The organism is Chitinibacter sp. GC72, from assembly GCF_009760905.1.
Taxonomy (GTDB): domain Bacteria; phylum Pseudomonadota; class Gammaproteobacteria; order Burkholderiales; family Chitinibacteraceae; genus Chitinibacter.
The window spans coordinates 40,489-64,020 of the sequence record NZ_VIRW01000009.1; the positions used below are offsets into that span (position 1 = coordinate 40,489).

A 23,532-nucleotide genomic window follows, 5' to 3' on the forward strand; every position below is an offset into this window, starting at 1 on the left:
CCAAAACTCTCTTGGCTGCGTACTTTCAAAAAGGAAAGATCATGACCACAGCCCCACGCTCCAGCATTAGCGCAGTAGGCACGATCACGATTGACGAGCAGGGACTGATTTGCTCATTTGATGCTGTATCCGAGCGTATTTTTGGCTACACCCAGGCCGATGTGCTGGGTCGCAATATCTCCATGCTGATGCCAGCGCCCTACCAAAGCGAACATGATCAGTACCTGGGTCGCTATCGGCAGGAAGGCGCGCCGCGCATTATCGGTCAGGGGCGTGAAGTCATGGGCCTGCACCGTAACGGGCATAGTTTTCCGATCTGGCTGGCGGTTAATGAAGTGCGGCTGGGTGGCGAACGGGTTTTTGTCGGCTCAATTGTCGAGCTGTCCGAACAAAAAAGTATCGAGTCTGATTTACTGCAAAGCCAGGAAACCACCCGAGCCATTCTGGCCACGGCGATCAACCCGATTATCACCATCAATGCCAAAGGGATTGTGTGCTCTTTCAATCCGGCGGCAGAAAAGCTGTTTGCCTATGACAGCCATGAAATTCTGGGGCAGAACATCAAAATCATCATGCCGCAGCCCTATCACTCCGAGCATGACGAATATCTGGCACGCTATCTGCGCGAAGGGCATCCGCACGTGATTGGCAAAGGGCGCGAGGTTGTTGGCAGAAAAAAGGATGGCTCGACTTTCCCCATGCATTTGTCGGTAGGCCGCATGGAAATCGGTGGCGAGCCGATGTTTGTTGGCATTATTGTCGATATGACCGAGCGCAAGGCCGCCGAAGCCGAGCTGGCCAATAGCCTGGAAACCACCCGTGCCATTCTGAATACAGCGATTAACCCGATTATCACCATTGATGCAATCGGTCAGGTGTGCTCGTTCAATCCGGCAGCCGAAGCCTTGTTTGGCTACGCCCGCGAAGAAGTTCTGGGGCAAAACATCAAAATCATGATGCCCGAACCTTATCAGTCCGAACACGACGGCTATTTGTCACGCTATTTGCGCGAAGGCAATCCGCATGTCATCGGCAAAGGGCGTGAGGTCATGGGGCGTAAAAAAGACGGCTCTACCTTTCCAATGCACCTGTCGGTCGGGCGCATGGAAGTGGGTGGAGAGCCGATGTTTGTCGGCATTATTGTCGACATCAGCGAGCGCAAAAAAGCCGAAGCCGAATTACTCAAGCACCGCGACCGGCTGGCCGAAATGGTGGCCAGCGCCACCGCCGAGTTGCAGCAGGCCAAAGAAGACGCCGAAGCTGGCGCGCATACCAAATCGGCTTTTCTGGCCAATATGAGCCATGAAATTCGCACACCGATGAACGCGATTATCGGCTTTGCCGAAGTTGTACTGCAGGATGAGACGCTGAGCGAAGCCACGCAGGGCCATGTCAGAACCATCTTGCGTGCCTCGCGCTCATTGCTGGGCATCATTAATGATGTACTGGATATTTCCAAGCTGGAAAGCGGAAAATTTACGCTGGAGGACATCCCTTTTCATCTGCCCAATGTCCTGCGTGATTTGCAGCACACCATCGAGCAGCAAGTGCAGGAAAAAGGCCTCAAATACCAATGTCAGGTCGCCAGCAATACGCCGATGAAAGTGATGGGCGACCCAACCCGGCTGCGGCAGGTTTTACTTAATCTTCTGGGTAACGCAATCAAGTTTACCGATAAGGGCGAAATCGGCTTGCTGGTCATGGCAGGGCCAGAGCCCGACATGTTGCAGTTTTCAATCAGTGACACCGGCATCGGCATGACCGAAAAGCAGCTGGCCAAAGTTTTTGACGCTTTTTCTCAAGCAGACGCCAGCACCACGCGCAATTTTGGTGGCACCGGGCTGGGCACTACCATCAGCAAGCAGATTGTTGAACAAATGCAAGGCCGGATCTGGGCTGAAAGCCTCTGGAAACAAGGCTCGACCTTTCACTTTACCGCCAGGCTGCCCGCCATCAGCACCGAGCAGCGCTGTTTTAATGAAGATGAAAGCCTGCTCAACGAAGCCTATATCTCGCCACGCCTGTTTAATGTACTGTTGGCCGAAGACTTGGAAACCAATGCCTCGCTGGCCTTGCTGCGCATCTCGCAGCAAGGCCACCGGGTAGACTGGGTAAAAAACGGTCGCGAAGCGGTGCAGGCCATGATGCGGGGCGGTTATGAAATCATCCTGATGGACGTGATGATGCCGGATATGGACGGGCTGGAAGCCACCCGCCGCATCCGGGCTTACGAAGCGGCGCACAATAAAACCGCCATCCCGATTATTGCACTCACCGCCAGCGTATTGCACGAAGACCATGTGCGCTGCCTTGGCTCGGGCATGAATTTTGTTGAAGGCAAGCCGATTGACTTCAATATGCTGTTCCGGGCGATGGAAGAAATCGCCCCGGCCAATTTGGGTATCGTGCGCGATACCAGCGCATCGCCCATGGTGCCGATGCTTGAGCCGCTGGCCAAGGAATTTGTCGAGCTGGCCGACATTGTCGATTTGAAAAAAGCGCTGGCCGTCTGGCAAGACCCGCAAATCTATGAAGACGCCTTGCTGCTGTTTTCACGCCAGCAGGCCAATACGATGGCTGCGCTGGGCTCTGCACTGGGGCGCAACCCGCCCGATTATGGCGATGCCTACCGATTGCTGCACGCGCTCAAGGGCATGGCGGGCAATCTTTATCTGAGCCAGGTGTTTAATCTGGTTTGCCAGCTGGATGCTCAGGTCAAGCCGCTGCTCACCGCAGGCGAGAGCAGCGAAAACACGCTGGATCTGCGCACACTGACGCAGCTGGAACAAGCCATGCAGCAGGCCATTACGTCGATTGAAACGCATGTGCAGCGCGAGCAGGCCGAAGAACAAACCGCTTGCTATGATGCAGAGCAGGTTCGCGAGCTGATGAAGCGGCTGCAGGAAGAGCTAGCCCAGCTTAACCCGGATACGGTCGAGCCACTGCTGAAAGATTTGCGCAAATTTTTGCCCTCGGAACAGGTGGCACCACTGTCACGGATGCTCGAATCGTTTGATTTCAATGCCGCACAAGCCCACCTGGCTACACTGGGCGAAACTTTGGGGCTGACAACATGAAAAAAATCCTGATCGTCGACGACGAGCCCAATAATCTGCAAGTTTTGCGGCAAATATTGCGCAGCCATTTTCAGCTCTACTTCACCACCGATGGCCAAAAGGCGCTGGAAGCCGCGTCGCGCTATCTGCCCGACCTGATTTTGCTCGACATCATGATGCCCGAGATGGACGGCTACGAAGTCTGCAGCCGCTTGAAGCAGCAAAAAGAAACGCGCGAAATACCGGTGATTTTCATCACAGCCATGTGCGAATACGAGGACGAAGCACGCGGCTTTGATGTGGGCGCCGTCGACTATATCCAGAAGCCGATTTCGGGCCCCGTGGTTCTGCGCCGCATTCAAACCCATCTGTCGCTGGTGCGCGCCAGATCGCTGGAAGACAGCCAGCGGGAAACCATTTACATGATGGGAATGGCCGGGCATTTTAATGATAACGATACGGGCCAGCATATCTGGCGCATGGCGGCATATAGCGGCTTTCTGGCTCGCGCCATCGGCTGGGACGAAGACATGGCCGAACGCATCGAATTGGCGGCACCGATGCACGACACCGGCAAGATCGGCATTCCCGATAGCATATTGAAAGCCGCCCGCCCGCTGGAGCCGGACGAATGGGAGATTATGAAAACGCACGCCCAGATCGGCCATCTGATTCTCAGCCGCGGCCACTCGCCGCTGTTTGCGCTGGCCGCTGAAATCGCGCTGACCCACCATGAAAAGTGGGACGGCAGCGGCTACCCATCAGGGCTCTCGGGCGAACAAATTCCGGAATCCGGGCGCATTGTCGCACTGGCCGATGTATTTGATGCACTGACCACCAAGCGCCCGTACAAACAGGCATGGAGCTTGGATTCCGCAATCACCGAAATCCAGCGCGGCTCGGGCACGCATTTTGACCCAAGGCTAGTGGAGGCCTTTATGGCTAATCTGGACGCGCTGATTGCGCTGAAAAATAAATGGGAAGAACAGGATAGCCTGACATTTGAAAAAGAGATGCTGCAAAGATAAAGCCGCTTAATCGGGCGCGCAGCCCATCTCGTCCAGCCGCAATAAAATCTCAGTTTTTCTTTCGCGCTTGATCTGCTGCCAGGGGCAGTTTTCCTGTGCGCCTATCATGGCATACAGCAGATTGAGCGATACCCCTCGCTGTTGACGCTGCAGTTGGGCGTATAGCTCGAACGGATCAGCCGCCAGCAATTGCGCCGCATTTTCTATGCCGATCTGCGCCAGCATCTGCTGGCTTTTCGGCCCTAGGCCTTTCAATTTGGCGATTTCCACTTTGCCTCAGACGATGTTCATTTCGCGTACTAATCTATGAGGGGCGCAAAAAAATTTGCCAGTCCCTGTCAGAAAGCCATCACCTTATCCGACCAAGCATCAGACGCCAATCATGGTGTCGCTTAAACCACTTCTGGAGCAAACGATCATGAATAAACAACTCATCCTGAGCACTGCCCTGACCGCTGTATTGGCTGCCGGTGTTTCCGGTACAGCCCTCGCTGCCGACAAGGAAAAATGCTATGGCGTTGCCAAAGCAGGCAAAAACGATTGTGCGGCCAACGGCCACGCTTGCGCTGGGCAAGCCAAAAGCGACAACAATGGCAAAGAATGGAAATACGTTGCGGCAGGCACCTGCGTCGAGATGAAGGGCTCGCTCAAACCAATGTAAGCGCGAAGCAGATCGGGGGCAATACCGGATATACACCCAATGGTATTGCCACCCAAGTTACATTCCAATTAGCCTAGCAAGATATACCCTATGAAAACCACACTACCCCAACTGAGCGGACTGGGCTTGCGCTCTCCCCATTTGCCCACCGTGCTAGAAACCCGCCCGGACGTTGGCTGGTGGGAAGTGCATAGCGAGAATTATTTTGGCGGCGGGCAAGCGGTGGCGCAGCTGCTGCAAATCCGCCGCGATTACCCGCTCAGCCTGCATGGCGTCGGGCTGGGGCTGGGGCGGCTGGGCGAACTGGATGCTCGGCATCTGGCGCAGCTTAAACAGCTGGCCGAGCGTGTCGAGCCTTCAGCCATTTCCGAACATCTGGCGTGGAATCATTTTGCTGGCCGCTATTTTAACGACTTGCTACCCGTACCGCGTGTGCAAGGTGTGGTCGAGCATCTGGCCAGCCACATCATGCAGGTGCAGGATGCGCTGCGGCGCCCCATTCTGATTGAAAATGTCTCGGCCTACGTTGGCTTTGCCGAAGAAATCATGTCCGAGGCCGAGCTGATGGTCGAGCTAGCCCGGCGTACCGGCTGCGGCCTGCTGGTGGATGTGAACAATTTTTACGTCAATACACTCAATCTAGGGCTGGACGCCGAAGCCGAATTAGCCCGGATACCGGGCGAGCTGGTTGAAGAGATTCATATTGCGGGGTTTGAATGGTTTGAAGGCACGGCCGTCGATACGCACGGCGCAGCAGTCAGCACCGAAGTCTGTCAGCTGCTGGGCAACGCCCTGCAGCGCTGGGGGCACAAACCCGTCTTGCTTGAGCGCGATACCCAGCTGGGAAGCTTTGCCGATTTGCACCAGGAGTATATGCAGCTAGAGCAGATGATAAAAAAGCCCCAAGCCAATACCTGCGGGGTGTATAAATGAACTACGCTCAGGCCATCAGCGCATTTGCCCAGGTGCTCAATCATGAAGACGACACCGATCAGCCGCCTGCGGCCAGCGGCCTGCACTTTGCGCACAGGATGCGGCACTACCGTGCCAATTGCCGCCTGAACCGCATTGCAGCGCTGCAAGCGACATTTAGCACCGTCGAGCAATTGCTGGGGGCTGATTTTTTTCGCGCCATGGCGCGCGAATACGTCGATAGCATCCCGGCCACCTCGGCCAATCTGCACGAGATGGGCGGCGAATTCCCCGGCTTCATCGCGCAATTTGCCCCCGCCGCCGCCCTGCCCTATCTACCCGATGTGGCGCAGCTCGATTGGGCACGCTGGCAAGCCTGGCTGGCACCCGATGCGCCAGAGCTGGCCGCCGATCAACTGGCTTTTGTCGCCAGCGACGACTTTGCCAGCTATCGCCTGCAGCTGCACCCCGCCATGCAGCTGGTGGCCTCGGCCAGCTGGCCCATCGCCGACATTCTGGCCATGCACGCTGGTGGCCCAAGCGCCAATCTGGACGCTGGCGGGCAGAAAATCATGATCAGCCGCTACCAATGGCAAACCGTTAGCGACGGGCAATGGGCTTTTTTTAGCGCGCTGCAACAGCGGAGCAGCGTGGGCGATGCACTGGAGCAAGCGCTGGCGGTGGACGAGCACACCGACATCAATCAGGCGCTGTTGTGGTTATTTCAGCAACAACTGGTCTGCGCAGCAGACCGCAGCGGCACAGTTTGCGAAGATACACCCCCACCCCACGCATAAGAGCCGCGCAATGACGCAAGCACTGAACTGGCTGACCGAACATGGCGATGTACTTTACAGCTTTGCCCTGCGCCGCCTGCGCGACCCGCATCTGGCCGAAGAAGCAGTGCAGAACACCTTACTGGCCGCCATTGAGCAGAGCGCCGCATTCAGCGGCGCATCCAGCCCGCGCACCTGGCTGATTGGCATTTTGAAATTCAAAATCATTGATCTATTCCGCGCCCAGCAAAAAGTCACCCAGCTGGACGACGAACAGATGGAATGGCAAACGGTGGGCGAAGACGATCTGTTCGATCAAAAAGGCCACTGGGCTGTGCCACCGCAAGACTGGCACGACCCGGCACGGCTGCTTGACAGCAAGCAGATCAAACAGCAAATCGACGCCTGTCTGGCCCGCTTGCCGCGCCGCATGGCGCAATTGTTCTGGCTACGCGAGCTCAACGACGAGCCCGCCGAGCAGGTTTGTGCGCAGCTGGGCATCAGCAGCGCCAATCTGTACCAACTGCTGTACCGCGCACGCCAAAGCCTGCGCCAGTGCCTAAGCGAAGGAGGCCGCCATGTTGAACTGCCGTGAAGTCAGCTATATGCTCACACTCGCCCCTGAAGAGCCAATTAGCCGCTACCGCAAAATCGGCCTAGGCCTGCACCTGATGATCTGCAAACACTGCCGCCGCAACCAGCAACAACTGCAAACCATCCGTCAATGGCTGGCACAGCAATCCGCCGCCGAAGCCGAACACGCCGACCATCCGCTCCCCGCAGACGTGCGCGAACGCATCGCACAGCAACTGGGCACGCAAGACGAGCACTGAAGGGATTGGTAATTGATAGTCTTGGATTGACCGAGAAGATGCGTCCCAAAGACCAATCAATGCCCCTCGCCCAGAGCGGTTAGGGTTCGGCCAACGCAGACACTCCCTCTTCATTGATGGCTTAATCAGTTGGCCGCTCGACTTTCCGTACGAAGTAGAATCAACGCTTCGCTCAAAACTCAGCAGCGGGGAGCAAGATGTACATCGGTGAGTTAGCCAAAATCACAGGTCTGAGTATTAAGGCCATTCGGCATTATGAAGAGATTGGCTTGATTAAAGTCCCGGCCCGAAAGGGGCAATATCGCATATACGATCAGAGCTATGTGCCGGTTTTGGGCATGATCACCTTGGCCAAAAGCCTTGGTTTTACATTGCTTGAGTTGCAAACGATAGTGCAAGCCAAAACGCAGCAAGGCTTAGTGCCGATCGATTTATTGCGAAACGAAATCGGGATTAAACGTGCTGCGCTCACGACTCAACTAGAGCAAATCAATGGCATGCTCAATGGATTGGCACTGCTAGAGCAAAGTGTGATTCAACATAATCAATGTTTGCTGCAATCTTTGCAAAACCCGCTTGACTCTCCTCTTTAGGGGAGAGTTTATGCTGATGGCTCGATTCAGTTTATGGGAAAACCCAATATGAAAACGGCCTTTATCACTGGTGCAACTTCCGGTATTGGTTTGGCGATGGCGCAGCAATTGTCACAGCAAGGCTACGCATTGATTATTCATGGGCGAGATGCCCGCAAGCTCAGTGAGCTACAAAAAACGCTGCCGAACGTGTGCCATACGATCGTGGCCGATTTGGCCGAGCTGGCACAGCAAGATCGCTTGCTCGCTGAGCTAGCGCAATACCCAGGGCAAATTGATGTAGCCATCAATAATGCGGGTTTCGGTTTGTATGGCAAATGCCTTGAATTATCGGCAACAACCGTTGATGCCATGCTGGCGGTAAATCAAACAGCCGTTCTCAAACTGAGTCGGTATTTTGCATGGCGGATGAGCCAGCAAGGTGGCGGCCACATTCTGAATGTGGCCTCAACGGCAGCATACCAGCCCCAACCCTTCATGGCGGCTTATGCTGCGAGCAAAGCCTTTGTAGCGCATTTTACTGAAGCTTTTGCAATGGAAATGAAGCCGCTCGGTGTTCATCTGATGGTCTTGTCGCCAGGCCGCACCGATACGGGATTTTTTAAATTGAATGGTCGTGATCTTGCTCGGAATGGGAGTGGCACCTTTGCGGCCAAACACAGGATCTCGCCTGCAACCGTGGCGCGAATTGGCCTAAGGGCTTTGTTCAAAGGGCAGCTACGCGAGATTCCGACTTTTGAAAATAAACTCTACGTCTTTTTAAATCGCTTGTTACCTAAGACGTGTGTACTGCATCTCTACAATAAGGCCATGCATAATATTTGATTCTTCATCCAATGGTTTTAGGTTGACAAGCGTGATGTGTAAAGGAAACTCAGGGCTTTTCTTTGTATCAGGCAAAGTGGTGGCACTTTGATTTAAGTAGCCCAAAAAAAGATCTTGTCTGTCTGCTAGGGCCAAGGCATTGATGTTCTGGCTGCAATGAAATAAAGGCCGCAAGCGAATGCTTTGCGGCCTTTCATTTTTAACCTCATGAAGTAGATCCAGCTACCATCGTCAGAAATTAGTCAATCGAGCAAAGTTTGCTGTGTCGTACAAACGATCTGATTTTGCTGGGTTTGAAGCAAGCACGCGAATCATGGGCTTTCTTTAAGTAGCACAAGATCTGCAGTGCCACAGGAGGAGACAAAAGCGTGTTTTTAGCCACCTCGGTTGATTGCAAGCTGACGATTAGAACGGGATGTCGTCTTCAAAGTCGTCAAAGCTTTTTGCCGGGCGTGCTGCTGGCTGTGGTGCGGCTTGTGGGGCCTGGCGTGGGGCTGCTGGGGCGCTGTATTCCTGATTGAAATCATCACCACCGTAGCCACCCTGAGCACCTTGCGAGCCACCCATGCCGCCACCTGCACGGCCGCCGAGCATTTTCATCTCGTCAGCGATAATTTCAGTGGTGTAGCGGTCTGCGCCGGTTTGCTTGTCTTGCCATTTACGCGTTTGCAGTTTGCCTTCGATGTAAACCTGGCTGCCTTTTTTCAGGTATTCACCAGCGATTTCAGCCAGGCGGCCGTACATAGTGATGTTGTGCCATTCGGTTTTTTCCTGTTTGGCACCGGTGTTTTTGTCTTTCCAGCTCTCGGTGGTGGCAATTGAGAAATTGCACACTGCGCCGCCGCTCGGTAGGAAACGAGATTCAGGGTCTTTGCCCAGGTTACCGATCAGCAACACTTTGTTTAACGATGCCATTTAGTTGGTCTCCGCAATCAGTTGTTGTGCTGCCGCTTCATCCCAGCCGTCTTGCAGGACTTTGAGCAGGGCAACACGTTCTTCAATTAATACCACGGCCTCTTTTACACCGCGAATGGCGCCTAGTTTAGCAGACAGTTCGGCCGCATTGCCCGACCAATCTTCGCCAATGTGAAACATTTGGCTCTTCACCGGCAGCGGTGGCTGCATGCCCCAGGCCACCAGCAGCCAGATCGCCATCAAGGCCGTACACAGCGCAAACACCGGCGTGGCGCTGTTGTAATGCTGGTAAAGCCAGCCAGCCAGGGCCGAGCCCATAAACATACTGGCCGACTGGCAGGTATTGTAAACGCCCATCGCCGTGCCCTTGGCGGCGGTCGGGGCGATTTTGGAAATCAGGCTAGGTTGCGTCGCTTCCAGAATATTGAAGGCGATAAAATAAACCCCAAGCCAGAGCACAATCGCCGTCAGGCTGGGCAGCCACAGTGTCATGCCCAGCTGCGCCAGCAACATCAGCGCAATGGCAAACACGAAAACTTCTTTCAGATGGCGCTTTTTCTCGCCGTAAATAATCGCGGGCACCATCAGCACAAAGCCGACCAGCACCACCGGCAGGTACACATACCAGTGATGTGCCACATCAATCCCGCCAATGTCTTTGAGCAAAAGCGGCATCACGGTAAACATCGCCATTTGCGCTGCATGCAGCGCAAATACGCCGTAGTTAAGGCGCAATAATTGCGGGTGACGCAACACCAGCGGCAAGCGGGATGTATTGGCCTCGGCATCCGAATGAAAGCGGCTGATGGCCGGATTGGGAATCACCTTCCACACGCCAATCAGCGCCGACACCGCCAGCGCCGCGGTCAGCAGAAAAATCCCCGGCAGGCCTATCCATTGCGCCAGCTTGGGCGCTGCCACCAGCGAGACGGCAAACGTCGTGGCAATGCTGGCCCCCACCATCGCCATGGCCTTGGTACGGTTTTCTTCGCGCGTCAGATCGGCCAGCAGCGCAGTCACCGCCGCCGAGATCGCCCCCGCGCCCTGCACGGCCCGGCCCAGAATCAGCCAGATAATATGGTCGGCCAGCGCGCACATGATCGAGCCCAGCGCAAACAGCGCCAGCCCGATATAAATCACCTTTTTGCGCCCAACCCGGTCAGACCACATACCGAATGGCAATTGCAGCAGGGCTTGCGTCAAGCCATAGGCACCAAAAGCCAGCCCGACCAGCGCATGGTTTTCACCGCCGGGCATTTTGCCCGCGTATACGGCAAACACCGGCAAAATCAAAAACATGCCCAGCATCCGCAAGGCATACAAACCCGCCAAACCACTGGCGGCGCGCAATTCCAGTTTACTCATCATCTCGCATTACATCCGGCTGGCCCGCAACCCGCGAAAACACGGACCACGTCATCAAGCCGCCCATTTTACCCGATTGCGCCGCATCGCCACTTTTCATGCGGCTTTTATTTGAATTAAACAGGGTATTACCATGTAGGCAATAGCTAGAAAGCGCCACAAAGCAATACCCCATACCTCATTTCTTCAGCCCTCTACCGGCACCGCCAGCCCCCGCAAGCGCACGGTGAACAAACGTACTATGTACTATCAAGCCACTGCATAAAGCGCTACAATCGAAGGCTATTTAATCGCCGGACAACGCCATGTATCGCCCAGCTTCGTTTGCGCCCGACCAACCGATGATCCGTATTCGCGGTGCGCGCACGCACAACCTGAAGAACGTCAATATCGACTTGCCGCGCGGCAAACTGGTGGTGATTACCGGGCTTTCCGGCTCGGGCAAATCATCGCTGGCGTTTGATACGCTGTACGCCGAAGGCCAGCGCCGTTATGTCGAATCGCTCTCCGCCTACGCGCGCCAGTTCCTGCAGCTAATGGAAAAGCCCGACGTCGATTTGATCGAGGGCCTCTCCCCCGCAATCTCGATCGAGCAAAAAGCCACCAGCCATAATCCGCGCTCCACGGTAGGCACCGTCACCGAGATTCACGATTACCTGCGTTTGCTCTTCGCCCGCGTCGGCACGCCCTACTGCCCCGAGCACAATCAGGCCTTGCAAAGCCAGACCGTCAGCCAGATGGTCGACCATGTACTCGCGCTGCCCGAGGACACCAAACTGATGGTGCTCGCGCCGGTAGTGATCGGCAAAAAAGGCGAAAATGCCGACCTATTTGAAGAGCTGCGCGCACAAGGCTTTGTCCGCGTGCGCGTTGATGGCGAAGTATTCGAGCTCGACGAAACGCCCAAACTCGACAAAAACAAAAAACACACGATTGAAGTCGTCATCGATCGGCTGAAAGTGCGTGCCGATTTGCAGCAGCGCTTGGCCGAAAGTTTTGAAACCGCGCTGCGCCACGCCGATGGCCGCGCGATTGCGGTGGAGATGGATTCGGGCAAAGAGCATTGGTTCTCGGCCAAATTTGCCTGCCCGGTCTGTAGCTACAGCCTGCCCGAACTCGAGCCACGCCTGTTCTCGTTCAACAACCCCATGGGCGCCTGCCCAAGCTGTGATGGCTTGGGGCAAAAAACCTTTTTTGATCCAAAACGCGTCGTCGCGCACCCCGAAATCAGCCTCGCCGCTGGCGCGATCAAGGGCTGGGATAAGCGCAATCAGTTTTACTTCCAGATGCTCACCAGCCTGGCGGCGCATTATGGCTTTGACACCGCCACGCCGTGGGAAGAGCTTGATAGCAAATTACAAAATATCATCCTGTTCGGCTCGGGCTTTGATGAAATTGCGTTTATTTATATGAACGAGCGCGGCAGCAAATTCGAGCGCGTGCATAGCTTTGAAGGCATCATCCCCAATTTAGAGCGCCGCTACCGCGAAACCGACTCCATGTCGGTACGCGAAGAATTATCCAAATACCAAAACAACCAAGTCTGCCCCGTTTGCGACGGCGCACGCTTGCGCAAAGAAGCCCGCCATGTACGTGTAGGGGGTAACAACCTGCATGCCCTATCTAGATTGGCTTTGCGAGACACACTCCACTTTTTCCAAAGCTTGGAATTAGAAGGCAGCAAGGCGCAGATTGCCGAAAAAATCGTTAAAGAAATCAGCGAGCGTTTGGGCTTCTTGGTTAACGTCGGCCTCGATTATCTATGCCTAGAGCGCAGCGCCGACACGCTATCGGGCGGCGAAGCGCAGCGGATTCGCTTGGCCAGCCAGATTGGTTCCGGCCTAACCGGCGTGATGTATGTGCTCGACGAGCCATCAATCGGCTTGCACCAGCGCGATAACGACCGACTGATCGGCACGCTAATGCACCTGCGCGATTTGGATAACACGGTCATCGTCGTCGAGCACGACGAAGACGCGATGCGCGCCGCCGATTATCTGGTCGACATGGGCCCCGGCGCGGGCGTGCACGGCGGGCAAGTGATCGCCGTTGGCACACCAGAAGAAGTGTTCAACAACCCCGATTCGATCACCGGCCAGTTTATGACCGGCAAACGCAAAATCGCGCAGCCGGAAAAACGCCGCGTGCCCGATCCAGAGCGCTGGCTGCACCTGATCGGCGCGACCGGCAATAATCTAAAAGACGTCACGCTCGAATTGCCTGTTGGCCTGATGGTTTGTATCACCGGCGTATCGGGCTCGGGCAAATCAACGCTGATCAACGACACGCTGTACAGTATCGCCGCGCGCGACTTGAACGGCGCCGGATGCGAGCCAGCGCCGTACCGCGAAGTAAAAGGTTTGGAGCATTTCGACAAAGTCATCAACGTCGATCAATCACCCATCGGCCGCACACCGCGCTCGAACCCCGCCACCTACACCGGCCTATTTACGCCGATCCGCGAGCTGTTTGCTGGCGTACCCGTTGCACGCGAACGCGGCTACGGCCCGGGGCGTTTCTCGTTCAACGTCAAAGGCGGTCGCTGCGAAGCGTGTCAGGGCGATGGCGTGATCAAGGTGGAAATGCACTTCTTGCCCGACGTCTACGTGCCGTGCGACGTCTGCCACGGCCTGCGCTACAACCGTGAAACGCTGGAAGTGCAATACAAAGGCAAGAGCATCACTGAAGTGCTGAATATGACCGTTGAAGACGCGCTCGAATTCTTCAGCGCCGTACCCACCGTGGCGCGCAAACTACAAACCCTGCTCGACGTCGGCCTCGGTTACATCCGCCTCGGCCAAAGCGCGACGACGCTATCGGGCGGTGAAGCGCAACGCGTCAAACTCGCGCTCGAACTCTCAAAACGCGACACCGGCCGCACGCTGTATATCTTGGACGAGCCAACCACCGGCCTGCATTTCCACGACATCGATTTGCTGCTCAAAGTCGTACAACGCCTATCCAGCCACGGCAATACTGTGGTGGTGATCGAGCACAATCTGGATGTAATCAAAACGGCGGATTGGGTGATCGATCTGGGCCCTGAAGGCGGCGCAGGCGGCGGCCAAATCGTCGCCACCGGCACGCCGGAAGATGTGGCGCATAATAAGGCCAGTCATACGGGGCTGTATTTGGCGAGGGCGCTGGGGATAGCGCGGGAGTAATTGGTTTATGGGTATATGGCTATAGTCAATTATTAGATTGGACTGCAGACATATACCCATACAGCACCAGCGTAGGGCGGGTTAGCCGAAGGCGTAACCCGCCAATTTAGGCGATTGATTTAAACAACAGCTCAGCGCGGGTCTTGACCCGCCCTACATGACTTTTCAATTGGGTAGAACGTTAAGCAAAAGATAAACATAAAATTGAAACTATTAAATCAATCAATTACCGTCTAAAGACAAGCGTCTCTTTGAGTGACGAATTTTCCTATCTAAGCGGGCTAGACGACAGTGTTAGAGAGTTCTTTTTTGAGATGAAAGAAGCATAGAAATTACTTTTTAGAGAATGGTAAATTGTCAGAGTCAATTACAGCTAAACAGATGCAAAACGGAGAGTTGATGATATTGAATGGGCACCATAGGTGGTGGGCTGCAATACAAACTGGATTAGGCAAGGTCGGTGTTGTTATTAGTAAATAACTAAGGAGTTTAAATGGGCGCAGAGAGCTTTAACTTTTCTTTAGTTCCTCCTGGAGTTGAGCCAGTCCTTAGAAATTTTAGTGATGAATTTGGCTCTTCGGTAGCATTTTTCTATGAGGGGAACAGCCGTAGAGGTATAGGTGAAATTTTCAAGGCTAGAGATTTTTTTGATACTTTTGAAAAAATAAATCTGACCCGCTTTGCTTTGGAAAAAAAATACTTATTTCCATTAATTTAAGAATGGAAATGATCACTTATTTTCAGGTAGAAGCTTGCCTGCCTTATCTGGCAGATTTGGCTCTGTGGCGGAAACTAGCCTATTCTTTTTATGATTATCAATTTTTTCATGCGGATATTGGGGTTTTTTCTTCAAATGCAGTTGATATCTTTATTGAAAAACTAAATTAGATAAACAAAGTCAGGCTGGCTTCATTTTTTGATAATTATGGTAACTTTCTTGAAAAAAATACATCATTGCCTGGCAATTGTTTTTACGAAAAAATTAATAGGGATGTGTTTTGAGCCCGCATAGCTCCGTATATGGCCCCCTCCCGGTTTGCAAGCATTTCTCAGCGCAGTAGGGCGTAATCGCCGAAGGCATTACGCCACCTGCATAAAACCTCAAGACCGCCTGCCACGGCGGTTTTTATTTGCCTGCAATTTGTAATCCACCACGGATTGGCGGCTATGCGCCGCGGCACATACCTACCGCAGTGTAGCCCTGAAGGCTAATTTCAAATTAACCTTCATTGATATACCCATGCCATTGCAGTGAGGTCGGCTGAAGCCGCCCCTACAACTACAGCCAATTTGGACGAGAAGCCCGTGGAGCCGCGCCGTTCGGGAAGCGGTTGGCAAGGTTTTAAGATGCGGCTATTTGAGCGTTGCGACGCTAGTGCAACGCGAGTTTGCCGCATCGCCTTGCCAATTGCTGGACGAACGGGGTTTCGCGGCGATCGGGCGCGTTAGGGTTATCAGGGGCAAGGCAAGACTGCCCCTGATTCGTCCGGCGGGCGAAACCGCCGGTTCACCGCCTGCGCCAGCAGGCTATGCCATAGCCAAACAGCCACCACATACTCGCTCGACGCAACTTAGGGGAATTAGCGCAGACCAACGATTTATGTATATACCTGCCGTAGTGTTGCTCTGAAAATTATTCCTTGATTGGCTCTAGTGGACATACCCCCACTGCCAATTAGAACAAATTGCCCGTGGAGCCGGGCCGTTCGGGAGGAGATTGGGCACGACTTAAGAAGTGCTTGTCTGACTGAGCCGATGGCGAGCGGTACATAACGCAAAAACTAATTTTTGTTTCAAATACAACGCTTTGCAGCTGAAAAACTAATTCCTATTGTCATCCCCATAAAAGCATGACAACGTTAGCCACCCTAGCAGCACTAGGGTTTTCCCCAATAAGCATAAGGCTGACGAACCAGCCAATGGATGGAGACACACCATGGAATATCCAACACCGCTAAGATTCAAACTACTCGGGCTCAGCTTAGCCACTTTACTCACATCGCACCTTGCGCAAGCAACCTGCGTTGCTCCCCCACCCTCATTAAATCTTTACCCAAATAATCTCGCCAATGACGAACATAAATTAGGCTTTATGCCCCAACTCACGACCGCTGGCTCTGATTACAGCTGCCCTCACCCATATCTGAAACCAGATGGAACTTGGGGTTATGAGATGCGTGTAGCATACAGAACGGCTACAGTGCTTAATAAGTCGATTGTTCATTCCTTATCCGATAGCGACATGCAAGCGATTGGTTTAGGTAATTTGCCTGCAAGCACAGCGCCACAATGGAGCAGCGACACCATCTACCAGCAAGGCAATAAGGTGCAATGGCAAGGTAGCGAGTACACCGCTCAGTGGTGGACACAAGGTGAAGTGCCAGGCTCATCAGCACAAGGAGCTTGGCTCAAAGCCAGCAATGCTGAATTAAGCGCATGGGATGCCAGCCAAATCTATCAAGCCAATGCCAAAGCGATTTACGACAATAAAGTCTGGCAGGCGCGGTGGTGGAATCAAAACGAAATACCTGGTAGCAATGAATGGGGTGCGTGGCAAGTCACTAATGATGCCTTACCTGCCGCGGGTATGGGACGCTTTAGCGCAGCATTAGAGCTTGAAGCTCAAGGTGCGGATTGGTTCTTAAAGATCAATGTAATGCCCGCTAAACCTAATTTAGCAGCACCATCGTATATCGAAGTACGAAAAAATGGTTTGGCGATTGGCCGCCTGACTGAATTTTCGGTGAGTGCAGTTCAATGCCAAACAGCAGACAGCAATTGCCTGCCCGGTATGTATTGGAGTGCGACAGGATCTTTGAAAGATAGCACTCCATTTACCTTGACTTACAATGGCAGCCTAAGCAATGGCGTGGGGGCGTTTTACAGCGTATGGGCTTGTACCGCAGATAGCCAATGCAGACCAACTAAACTTACTGCGTTTGCGAATCTAAGCTCCATGTATGGTCACAATGGTTACATGACATCAACCATACATCCGACCGAGCCATTTCCACTACGTGACTAATCCTTTCTGACTTCAGCCAACACAGCCTCAATCCTGACTAGATTGAGGCTTTTTATCGCTAACTCGATTCAAATCAAGCTCTTAATCTGCAGTTTTACAGCGCTTATAGCTCCAATTTGCGCAGCAACCGCGGCGCTAATTTATAGACCAACATCAATACCCCCACAAAACCGCTGCGGTATAAATCGGTTAATGCCTCAATGAGCTTGTGTAACGTCGATGTTCAACGCCAATTCCTTCCGCCTGCACCCACGCCGCTTTTCGTCGTGGATTGATATTAGCCACGCCAAATATGGCGGGCGGGTGCAGAAGGTGTCGGTGGCGGCGGATTTTACTTGCCCGAATCGGGATGGCACAAAAGGCCAACTGGGCTGCACTTTTTGCAATAACGCCGGCTTCACCCCGCAGTATGCGCGTGAGAACCCCAACAATATTGGCCTACAGCTCGATACAGGGCTGGAGTTTCTACGTCGCCGCTACCCGCGCACCACGCTCTGGGTCGCCTATTTTCAGGCGTATAGCAATACCCACGGCGAGATCGACCGTTTGATCGAGACCTCGTAGCTCCGATTAGCGCAGCGTAATCGGAGACTTCGCGGCGAAACATCAAATGGGCGATTACGCTATGCTAATCGCCCCTACCGTGCTCGGCGCAGCTGTAGGGGAATTGGTGCAGACCAACGACTTCAGGGTATACATGCCATGGTTTAACCCTAAAGATCAGCCTCAAATTGATCTGTATTAACATACCCCGTAGGGTGCACTGAACTTAGCGAATTGCACCGAATAAATACGCTAGATATTTTCTGCTGCTGTGGTTTTGCTTTGGCGCATAAACACCCATGGTATTTAGCACGGCCTGCCCGTGGAGCCGCGCCGTTTGAAAAAGTTACGACGAGGTTTTAAGCCGCGTTGTGTTTGAGCCACGCGACGTTAGCGCGTGGCGAGTTGAAGCGGCGCCTCGCCGTGGCTTTTTCAAGCGGGGTTTCGCGGCGATCGGGCGCGCGAGGGTTGCAAGGGACGGAGCAAGACCCGTCCCTTGCTCGTCTGGCCGGCGAAACGGCCGGTTCACCGCCTGCGCCAGCAGGCCATGCAATCGTTATAAATTCATGCAAACTGACGATTTTTCACATACATGCCATGGTATTACTCTGGAGATCAATTCTGCTGTTAGTTTGGTTGATATACCCAAACACTAAGTAGCGCCCGTAGCTCCGAAAGAGCAAAGCAAAATCGGAAGGCTTATGCCGCGTCATTTGGTATCTTGCATGCGTTATGCCTCTCTGCTCTCCGATTTCGCCAGGCGATCACGACTCATCCAAATTTGATATTCGAAAAATCATCCGCCACCAGTTCTAACTCACCCGATTCATGCGACCAGATATAAACGGCAGAAGAAAATTCATTATCTTCAATATCTGTGCGAATAAAAACAAGCTGGTCACCACAGCCATTGCCTGCGATGGCAACCGCCTGATCAGGGAAGAAACCACAGTCGCGATAAAAAGCCGTTTCTTTAATGATGTGATTGCAGCTACGCACAAGACGTTTTCGCTCCGATGTATCTGCAATCGGATATTGCTGCCATACATCTCCAGAGACCTCGATACTGCCGCCATTTTCTTTTTGCATGGCAAGGCGGTAAGACTCTGGGAGCGCGGCGCCTAGCGCCAGCTCGGCCGCCTGGATGTATTTTTCATCTAGATTAAAAGGCTTGTTGTTGAGCCATGAAGTTGAAATCAATGTAAGCAAAACAAAAAGGCCTTGGACGAATCCAAGGCCTTTTTACTGATGATCAATCTTGCACACGCAATCGCGCAACTTCATCACTTACGGCAAACCAAGCGCCAATGAATTAATTGCTACCGAACATCCCCAGCAATTTGTCCAGCCACTTGGAGGCGGTCAGGCGTTGCGGCATGGTGCCTTTGTAGAGCATTTCTTCAAGCTGGGCAAAAGCTTCCTTGCGCTGGCCGTTTTCGATACAGCGGGCGATTTCCTGTAAGGCCGGGTCGTCGGATTTAAAAATACCGGCTGTCGAAGTTGGTATCACCGGCTCCAGCGGCGATGGCATCGCAGGCGCCAGCGGACTTAATTCGATTTCGTCGACCGTCTCAACGGCATCAATCTGAATCTCGTCCACTTCGGTGGCGGCGATTGCATCAAGTGCGCTACCGCCCTGATATTGGGTCGTGTCATTGACGCCCGACGTATCCTGCGGAACGTCAGCGACCAGCTCAAAAGTCGGCGCTTCATACTCCACTTGGGTGGTGCTGCTATCGAGGTCAAAGTCGAACTCATGCCCGGTCTGGAGCGTAGACGGCGCGGGAGGCGACTCCAGAACTGCCACTTCATCGGGCATATCCAGCCCCGCTCCGGCGTGAAGGGCGCTGGCAAAGGCCAGATCTTCATTCTTGGCAAAGCGTGGCTCTTCTGGCAGGAGCTGAGGCTCGTTATTCAGATCAAGCGACTGGTACAAAGGATTGGCGGGGTCGATGGACAAGCCCAGCTCCTGCACATTTTTCCAAAGGGCATCGCTGGCAAACTGCAGCCGGAATGCCACCGCTTTTTCCTGAAAAGCCTCTGGCATGCCATTACGCTGGAAAATCTCGAATAATTTCATCCACAAGGCAAGGGCTGCTGGAAATTGCTGGATTTCATGACTCAGCAAATTGACCGCCTGCGGTACTAGGCCGTGATCAAGCAGTAATTGGGCTTCTTCGGTCACATTGCCCGGAGAGACCACGTCCATGTCTTCACTATGCCATTCTTCGTTCTGATCACGGTGAATCGGCGTGCCAATCTGCTGGGTATCGAGCCCGCCAAAGGCCACCGACTGGGCGTAGCCGGCGCTAGAATCAAGCCGTGATTGGGTGCGCAAATACGCGGTGGATGGCGAAATCACGGTGTATAGTTCATCCGGCTCGCTATTTCGTTCCTGCCAGCGACGCCAGCCCAAATAGAGCACCGGAATCAGCAACAGCGCCAGCAAAGGCCACAGCCAGCCCGCCAGAGCGGAATCAGCTGTTTTCGCCGTATCTTCATCCACTTGCTCATCGCTACTTTTGCTACCACCATTTCTCAGGCTGGCTAGCTGCTTTTCCAGCTCGGTCACCTGATATTTCAGCTGCAGCATCTGCGCGGCCTGATCATCCGACTCAAGCGAGAGCAGACGCTCACGCAACTGCAGCGTTTGCTCCGGGGTCAGCGTATTGGGTCTTTGCGTATCAAGATTGATTTCGGACAGACGTAATCTGAATTCGCCCGAACCGCGTGCCAAGTTCGCACTATTGGGAGTGGATGGCTCGCTTTCCAGGCTCAAACGCGGCAGGCTTTCCAGTGGTTTAGCTGCGGGCAGATCAAATTGCAGGGCAGGAATCAACGGCGCGGGAACCGGAGTCGCTTTTTGCTGCGGCATGGGAAGCTGGATACGCCAATCGCCATTCAAGCGCGCGTTGGTATTCTGTGGCAGATCAGGGTTCAGATCATAAATGGCTTCGATCATCGCCTGCTGGCGTGCTTTATCGCGCGGATAATAGCTGGCCGCAATCTTGGCAACCGAATCACCTTCTTCGCTCAGCCAGCTCCCACCGAGCGCGGGTAATTTGCGCCGGATCGTGTTTTTTACAGTGGGCAGCACCGTGTCTGTAGCTTGCTGCGTTACACCCGAGCGATATTCCGGCGGATCAAGGAAAATCCGGTAGTCCCGCTGAAAAACCCGCTCGTCTTCGCCAGGGCATTTGACTTTGACGCCCAGCGTAACCAAAGGCTCGCTGGTGCTTTCTTCGCCACGGATAAGCAGACGACCGCCGCCTACTTCGTACTGATAGACCAGGCGGGCACGACGCAAAACACCGGAGGCATTTTCATCCTGGGGTGACACCAGGCGAAAGCAGTTGGCATTCAGTTCTTCGTCTTCCGCTGCAGCCACAGTAATCGAGGCATTAAAGCGCTCGCCCAAGGCCGAGCGCACGCTGATCTCGCCCAGCATGGCCGCCTGCACGGATGAAAGGGTAAGCGCAGCCATCAGCGCCACAGCAATCTGTCGCAGCAGGTAAACAGAACTAGATTTGGCAGTCGTCAACTCGGTCAAAACAGCGCCCATCACCTAAACGATATCCAAATGGTCAAGCCCTGCCAACACATCACGCTGTTTCGCATCCGAACCATTCAGCTTGATCTGCAGACGCAAATCATTGACCGAGTCGGCGTTTCGTAATGCATCTTCATAAGTGATCCAGCCCGCTTCAAACAAATCAAACAGGGATTGATCAAATGTCTGCATTCCCAGCTCGCGGGATTTTTTCATGATTTCTTTGATTTCGTGAACTTCACCCTTGAAGATCAGCTCGGAAATCAGGGGCGAGTTGAGCATGACTTCAACCGCAGCAACTCGGCCTTTGCCCGATGCATGCGGCACTAGACGTTGCGAAACAAAAGCTTTCAAGTTGAGCGACAAATCCATCAGCAATTGCTGGCGGCGCTCTTCGGGGAAAAAGTTGATAATCCGGTCCAGCGCCTGATTGGACGAGTTGGCGTGCAGCGTGGCCATGCACAAGTGGCCGGTTTCGGCAAAAGCAATCGCGTAATCCATTGTTTCGCGGTCACGAATCTCACCGATCAGAATGACGTCCGGAGCTTGGCGTAGCGTGTTTTTCAGCGCAGCCATCCATGAATCGGTGTCCACACCGACTTCGCGTTGGGTAATGATCGAGTTTCTGTGCTCGTGCACATACTCGATCGGGTCTTCAATCGTAATAATGTGATCGTATGCATTTTCATTGCGATGGCCAATCATGGCCGCTAGCGAAGTCGATTTACCCGAGCCTGTACCGCCGACAAAAATCACCAGGCCACGCTTGGTCATAGCAATGTCTTCCAGCACCGGCGGCAGATTCAACTCGTTGAGCTTGGGTATTTCGGAGTTGATCGTCCGCAGTACCATGCCAACCCGGCCTTGCTGCATAAAGGCATTCACCCGGAAGCGCCCCATCGTGCCGGGGCTGATCGCGAAATTGCATTCCTTGTTGGCTTCAAAGTCTTCCGACTGTCGGTCGTTCATAATCGCCCGCGCCAGCTCTTTGGTGTGCTGGGCGGTCAACATCTGATTCGACACCGGTGTTACACGGCCATCAATCTTCATTGCAGGCGGAAAATCCACCGTAATAAACAAATCCGAGGCATTTTTGCTGCGCATGTGGCGCAGCAAATCGTGCATAAACTTGGCTGCTTGTTCTTTTTCCATTTTTCACCTGCCCCAGCGATTAACCTTTGAAGTTATCCGGAATGGCCGCTTTATTGCGTGCCTCTGCAACCGACACAATATTGCGCTGTACCAGATTTTGCAGACATTGATCCAGGGTTTGCATGCCATGCGCCGAACCGGTTTGAATCGACGAATACATTTGCGCCACTTTATTTTCGCGGATCAGGTTACGGATCGCCGGAATGCCGATCATGATTTCATGCGCGGCCACGCGGCCAGTACCGTCCTTGGTTTTGAGCAGCGTTTGCGAAATAACGGCCCGCAATGATTCGGACAACATCGAGCGAACCATTTCTTTTTCAGCGGCAGGAAACACGTCGACGATACGGTCAATGGTTTTCGCCGCCGAGCTGGTATGCAAAGTACCAAATACCAAATGCCCGGTTTCTGCCGCTGTTAAAGCCAGACGAATTGTTTCCAGATCGCGCATCTCGCCGACCAGCACAATATCCGGGTCTTCACGCAAGGCCGAGCGCAAGGCGTTGGCAAATGACAGCGTATGCGGGCCGACCTCACGCTGGTTGACCAGGCATTTCTTGGATTGGTGGACAAACTCGATCGGGTCTTCCACCGTCAGAATATGGCCGTATTCATTATCGTTGATGAAGTTGATCATCGCCGCCAGCGTGGTTGATTTACCCGAGCCAGTCGGCCCGGTCACCAGCACCAGCCCGCGCGGATTCATCGCTATATCCTGGAAAACTTTGGGAGCATTAAGCTCTTCCAGTGTCAGCACCTTGGACGGAATGGTCCGAAATACCGCGCCAGCACCGCGGTTTTGTACAAAGGCATTGACCCGAAAACGCGCCAGATTGGGAATTTCAAACGAAAAATCGCATTCCAGCGTGTCTTCATAAATCTTGCGCTGGCCATCGTTCATGATGTCGTACACCATATCGTGTACGTCTTTATGATCCATAGCAGGCAGATTGATGCGGCGCACATCGCCATGAACCCGGATCATCGGTGGCAACCCTGCCGACAGGTGCAAGTCCGAGGCCTTATTCTTGACCGAAAACGCTAAGAGTTCCGAGATTTCCATTTATAATTCTTCCTCTTATTCACGAATCAGGCTTGCACTTTGCTGCCGTCGGTGGCAATACTCGCAAACAT

General features: G+C 53.6%; 22 protein-coding genes. 15 read left to right on the plus strand and 7 right to left on the minus strand.

The window, feature by feature from the left end; all coding sequences use genetic code 11:
• The first annotated feature begins 41 nt into the window (after positions 1 to 41).
• A complete protein-coding gene (locus FLS37_RS09505) occupies positions 42 to 3,077 on the plus strand; it encodes a PAS domain S-box protein (protein ID WP_198314564.1) in 3,036 nt (1,011 codons plus the stop codon).
• Positions 3,074 to 4,084, plus strand: a complete 1,011-nt coding sequence (locus FLS37_RS09510) for a two-component system response regulator (RefSeq protein WP_157669659.1) — start codon at positions 3,074 to 3,076, stop codon at positions 4,082 to 4,084. The genes FLS37_RS09505 and FLS37_RS09510 overlap by 4 nt, the downstream gene beginning before the upstream one ends.
• 6 nt (positions 4,085 to 4,090) lie before the next feature.
• Here the strand turns inward: FLS37_RS09510 and FLS37_RS09515 are convergent, their stop codons facing one another.
• Positions 4,091 to 4,354: a TfoX/Sxy family DNA transformation protein gene (locus tag FLS37_RS09515; protein WP_157669660.1), complete on the minus strand. Its 264-nt coding sequence runs from the start codon at positions 4,352 to 4,354 to the stop codon at positions 4,091 to 4,093.
• A gap of 148 nt (positions 4,355 to 4,502) precedes the next feature.
• Between FLS37_RS09515 and FLS37_RS09520 the strand changes: the two genes are divergently transcribed.
• From FLS37_RS09520 to FLS37_RS09550, 7 genes are all read left to right on the plus strand, one after another.
• Positions 4,503 to 4,745, plus strand: a complete 243-nt coding sequence (locus FLS37_RS09520) for a DUF2282 domain-containing protein (protein ID WP_157669661.1) — start codon at positions 4,503 to 4,505, stop codon at positions 4,743 to 4,745.
• A gap of 90 nt (positions 4,746 to 4,835) precedes the next feature.
• A complete protein-coding gene (locus FLS37_RS09525; protein ID WP_232522558.1) occupies positions 4,836 to 5,678 on the plus strand; it encodes a DUF692 family multinuclear iron-containing protein in 843 nt (280 codons plus the stop codon).
• On the plus strand, positions 5,675 to 6,454 hold the full coding sequence (locus FLS37_RS09530) for a DNA-binding domain-containing protein (protein ID WP_157669662.1): 780 nt from the start codon (positions 5,675 to 5,677) through the stop codon (positions 6,452 to 6,454). The genes FLS37_RS09525 and FLS37_RS09530 overlap by 4 nt, the downstream gene beginning before the upstream one ends.
• 10 nt (positions 6,455 to 6,464) lie before the next feature.
• Positions 6,465 to 7,028, plus strand: a complete 564-nt coding sequence (locus FLS37_RS09535) for a sigma-70 family RNA polymerase sigma factor (RefSeq protein WP_157669663.1) — start codon at positions 6,465 to 6,467, stop codon at positions 7,026 to 7,028.
• Entirely contained in the window at positions 7,012 to 7,266 is a 255-nt protein-coding gene (locus FLS37_RS09540) for a hypothetical protein (RefSeq protein ID WP_157669664.1), read from the plus strand. Before FLS37_RS09535 ends, FLS37_RS09540 begins: the two co-directional genes overlap by 17 nt.
• A 197-nt stretch (positions 7,267 to 7,463) precedes the next feature.
• A complete protein-coding gene (locus FLS37_RS09545) occupies positions 7,464 to 7,859 on the plus strand; it encodes a MerR family DNA-binding transcriptional regulator (RefSeq protein ID WP_157669665.1) in 396 nt (131 codons plus the stop codon).
• A 48-nt stretch (positions 7,860 to 7,907) separates the two neighbouring features.
• Complete coding sequence (locus FLS37_RS09550) at positions 7,908 to 8,684, plus strand: SDR family oxidoreductase (protein WP_157669666.1); 777 nt, start codon at positions 7,908 to 7,910, stop codon at positions 8,682 to 8,684.
• Between the two features lie 405 nt (positions 8,685 to 9,089).
• Here the strand turns inward: FLS37_RS09550 and ssb are convergent, their stop codons facing one another.
• Entirely contained in the window at positions 9,090 to 9,599 is a 510-nt protein-coding gene (gene ssb / locus FLS37_RS09555) for a single-stranded DNA-binding protein (RefSeq protein ID WP_157669667.1), read from the minus strand.
• Positions 9,600 to 10,964, minus strand: a complete 1,365-nt coding sequence (locus tag FLS37_RS09560; RefSeq protein ID WP_157669745.1) for an MFS transporter — start codon at positions 10,962 to 10,964, stop codon at positions 9,600 to 9,602.
• Between the two features lie 305 nt (positions 10,965 to 11,269).
• Here FLS37_RS09560 and uvrA point away from each other — a divergent pair, with 305 nt between their 5' ends.
• The 6 genes from uvrA to FLS37_RS09590 all read left to right on the plus strand — a co-directional run bounded on the left by uvrA (position 11,270) and on the right by FLS37_RS09590 (position 17,717).
• Positions 11,270 to 14,128 (plus strand): excinuclease ABC subunit UvrA, encoded by a 2,859-nt coding sequence (gene uvrA / locus FLS37_RS09565; protein ID WP_198314565.1) that lies wholly within the window; start codon positions 11,270 to 11,272, stop codon positions 14,126 to 14,128.
• A gap of 354 nt (positions 14,129 to 14,482) precedes the next feature.
• Positions 14,483 to 14,608 (plus strand): ParB N-terminal domain-containing protein, encoded by a 126-nt coding sequence (locus FLS37_RS17155; RefSeq protein ID WP_157669668.1) that lies wholly within the window; start codon positions 14,483 to 14,485, stop codon positions 14,606 to 14,608.
• A gap of 13 nt (positions 14,609 to 14,621) precedes the next feature.
• Positions 14,622 to 14,846 carry a hypothetical protein gene (locus FLS37_RS09575; RefSeq protein WP_157669669.1) on the plus strand — a complete coding sequence of 75 codons (225 nt, stop codon included), beginning with the start codon at positions 14,622 to 14,624 and terminating at the stop codon, positions 14,844 to 14,846.
• A gap of 2 nt (positions 14,847 to 14,848) precedes the next feature.
• Entirely contained in the window at positions 14,849 to 15,016 is a 168-nt protein-coding gene (locus FLS37_RS09580; RefSeq protein ID WP_198314566.1) for a hypothetical protein, read from the plus strand.
• A gap of 1,048 nt (positions 15,017 to 16,064) precedes the next feature.
• On the plus strand, positions 16,065 to 17,153 hold the full coding sequence (locus FLS37_RS09585) for a carbohydrate-binding protein (RefSeq protein ID WP_157669671.1): 1,089 nt from the start codon (positions 16,065 to 16,067) through the stop codon (positions 17,151 to 17,153).
• Between the two features lie 219 nt (positions 17,154 to 17,372).
• Positions 17,373 to 17,717, plus strand: a complete 345-nt coding sequence (locus FLS37_RS09590; RefSeq protein ID WP_157669672.1) for a hypothetical protein — start codon at positions 17,373 to 17,375, stop codon at positions 17,715 to 17,717.
• 750 nt (positions 17,718 to 18,467) lie between these two features.
• Here the strand turns inward: FLS37_RS09590 and FLS37_RS09595 are convergent.
• The 4 genes from FLS37_RS09595 to FLS37_RS09610 form a co-directional block, all read right to left on the minus strand.
• Positions 18,468 to 18,905 (minus strand): SMI1/KNR4 family protein, encoded by a 438-nt coding sequence (locus tag FLS37_RS09595; RefSeq protein WP_198314567.1) that lies wholly within the window; start codon positions 18,903 to 18,905, stop codon positions 18,468 to 18,470.
• A gap of 103 nt (positions 18,906 to 19,008) precedes the next feature.
• Entirely contained in the window at positions 19,009 to 21,261 is a 2,253-nt protein-coding gene (locus FLS37_RS09600) for a FimV family protein (RefSeq protein WP_157669673.1), read from the minus strand.
• Positions 21,262 to 22,398 (minus strand): PilT/PilU family type 4a pilus ATPase, encoded by a 1,137-nt coding sequence (locus FLS37_RS09605; RefSeq protein WP_157669674.1) that lies wholly within the window; start codon positions 22,396 to 22,398, stop codon positions 21,262 to 21,264.
• 19 nt (positions 22,399 to 22,417) lie between these two features.
• Positions 22,418 to 23,461, minus strand: a complete 1,044-nt coding sequence (locus FLS37_RS09610; protein WP_157669675.1) for a type IV pilus twitching motility protein PilT — start codon at positions 23,459 to 23,461, stop codon at positions 22,418 to 22,420.
• Between the last annotated feature and the right edge of the window lie 71 nt (positions 23,462 to 23,532).

Excerpts from the sequence above, each read along its gene's own strand:
- FLS37_RS09520 (WP_157669661.1), top strand. The coding sequence starts at position 4,503 with ATGAATAAACAACTCATCCTGAGCACTGCCCTGACCGCTGTATTGGCT.
- FLS37_RS09590 (WP_157669672.1), top strand. The coding sequence starts at position 17,373 with ATGTTCAACGCCAATTCCTTCCGCCTGCACCCACGCCGCTTTTCGTCG.
- ssb (WP_157669667.1), bottom strand. The coding sequence starts at position 9,599 with ATGGCATCGTTAAACAAAGTGTTGCTGATCGGTAACCTGGGCAAAGAC.
- FLS37_RS09545 (WP_157669665.1), top strand. The coding sequence starts at position 7,464 with ATGTACATCGGTGAGTTAGCCAAAATCACAGGTCTGAGTATTAAGGCC.
- FLS37_RS09525 (WP_232522558.1), top strand. The coding sequence starts at position 4,836 with ATGAAAACCACACTACCCCAACTGAGCGGACTGGGCTTGCGCTCTCCC.
- FLS37_RS09550 (WP_157669666.1), top strand. The coding sequence starts at position 7,908 with ATGAAAACGGCCTTTATCACTGGTGCAACTTCCGGTATTGGTTTGGCG.
- FLS37_RS09575 (WP_157669669.1), top strand. The coding sequence starts at position 14,622 with ATGGGCGCAGAGAGCTTTAACTTTTCTTTAGTTCCTCCTGGAGTTGAG.
- FLS37_RS09560 (WP_157669745.1), bottom strand. The coding sequence starts at position 10,964 with ATGAGTAAACTGGAATTGCGCGCCGCCAGTGGTTTGGCGGGTTTGTAT.
- FLS37_RS09605 (WP_157669674.1), bottom strand. The coding sequence starts at position 22,398 with ATGGAAAAAGAACAAGCAGCCAAGTTTATGCACGATTTGCTGCGCCAC.
- FLS37_RS09535 (WP_157669663.1), top strand. The coding sequence starts at position 6,465 with ATGACGCAAGCACTGAACTGGCTGACCGAACATGGCGATGTACTTTAC.
- FLS37_RS09585 (WP_157669671.1), top strand. The coding sequence starts at position 16,065 with ATGGAATATCCAACACCGCTAAGATTCAAACTACTCGGGCTCAGCTTA.
- uvrA (WP_198314565.1), top strand. The coding sequence starts at position 11,270 with ATGTATCGCCCAGCTTCGTTTGCGCCCGACCAACCGATGATCCGTATT.
- FLS37_RS09505 (WP_198314564.1), top strand. The coding sequence starts at position 42 with ATGACCACAGCCCCACGCTCCAGCATTAGCGCAGTAGGCACGATCACG.
- FLS37_RS09530 (WP_157669662.1), top strand. The coding sequence starts at position 5,675 with ATGAACTACGCTCAGGCCATCAGCGCATTTGCCCAGGTGCTCAATCAT.
- FLS37_RS09540 (WP_157669664.1), top strand. The coding sequence starts at position 7,012 with ATGTTGAACTGCCGTGAAGTCAGCTATATGCTCACACTCGCCCCTGAA.
- FLS37_RS09610 (WP_157669675.1), bottom strand. The coding sequence starts at position 23,461 with ATGGAAATCTCGGAACTCTTAGCGTTTTCGGTCAAGAATAAGGCCTCG.
- FLS37_RS09510 (WP_157669659.1), top strand. The coding sequence starts at position 3,074 with ATGAAAAAAATCCTGATCGTCGACGACGAGCCCAATAATCTGCAAGTT.
- FLS37_RS09580 (WP_198314566.1), top strand. The coding sequence starts at position 14,849 with ATGGAAATGATCACTTATTTTCAGGTAGAAGCTTGCCTGCCTTATCTG.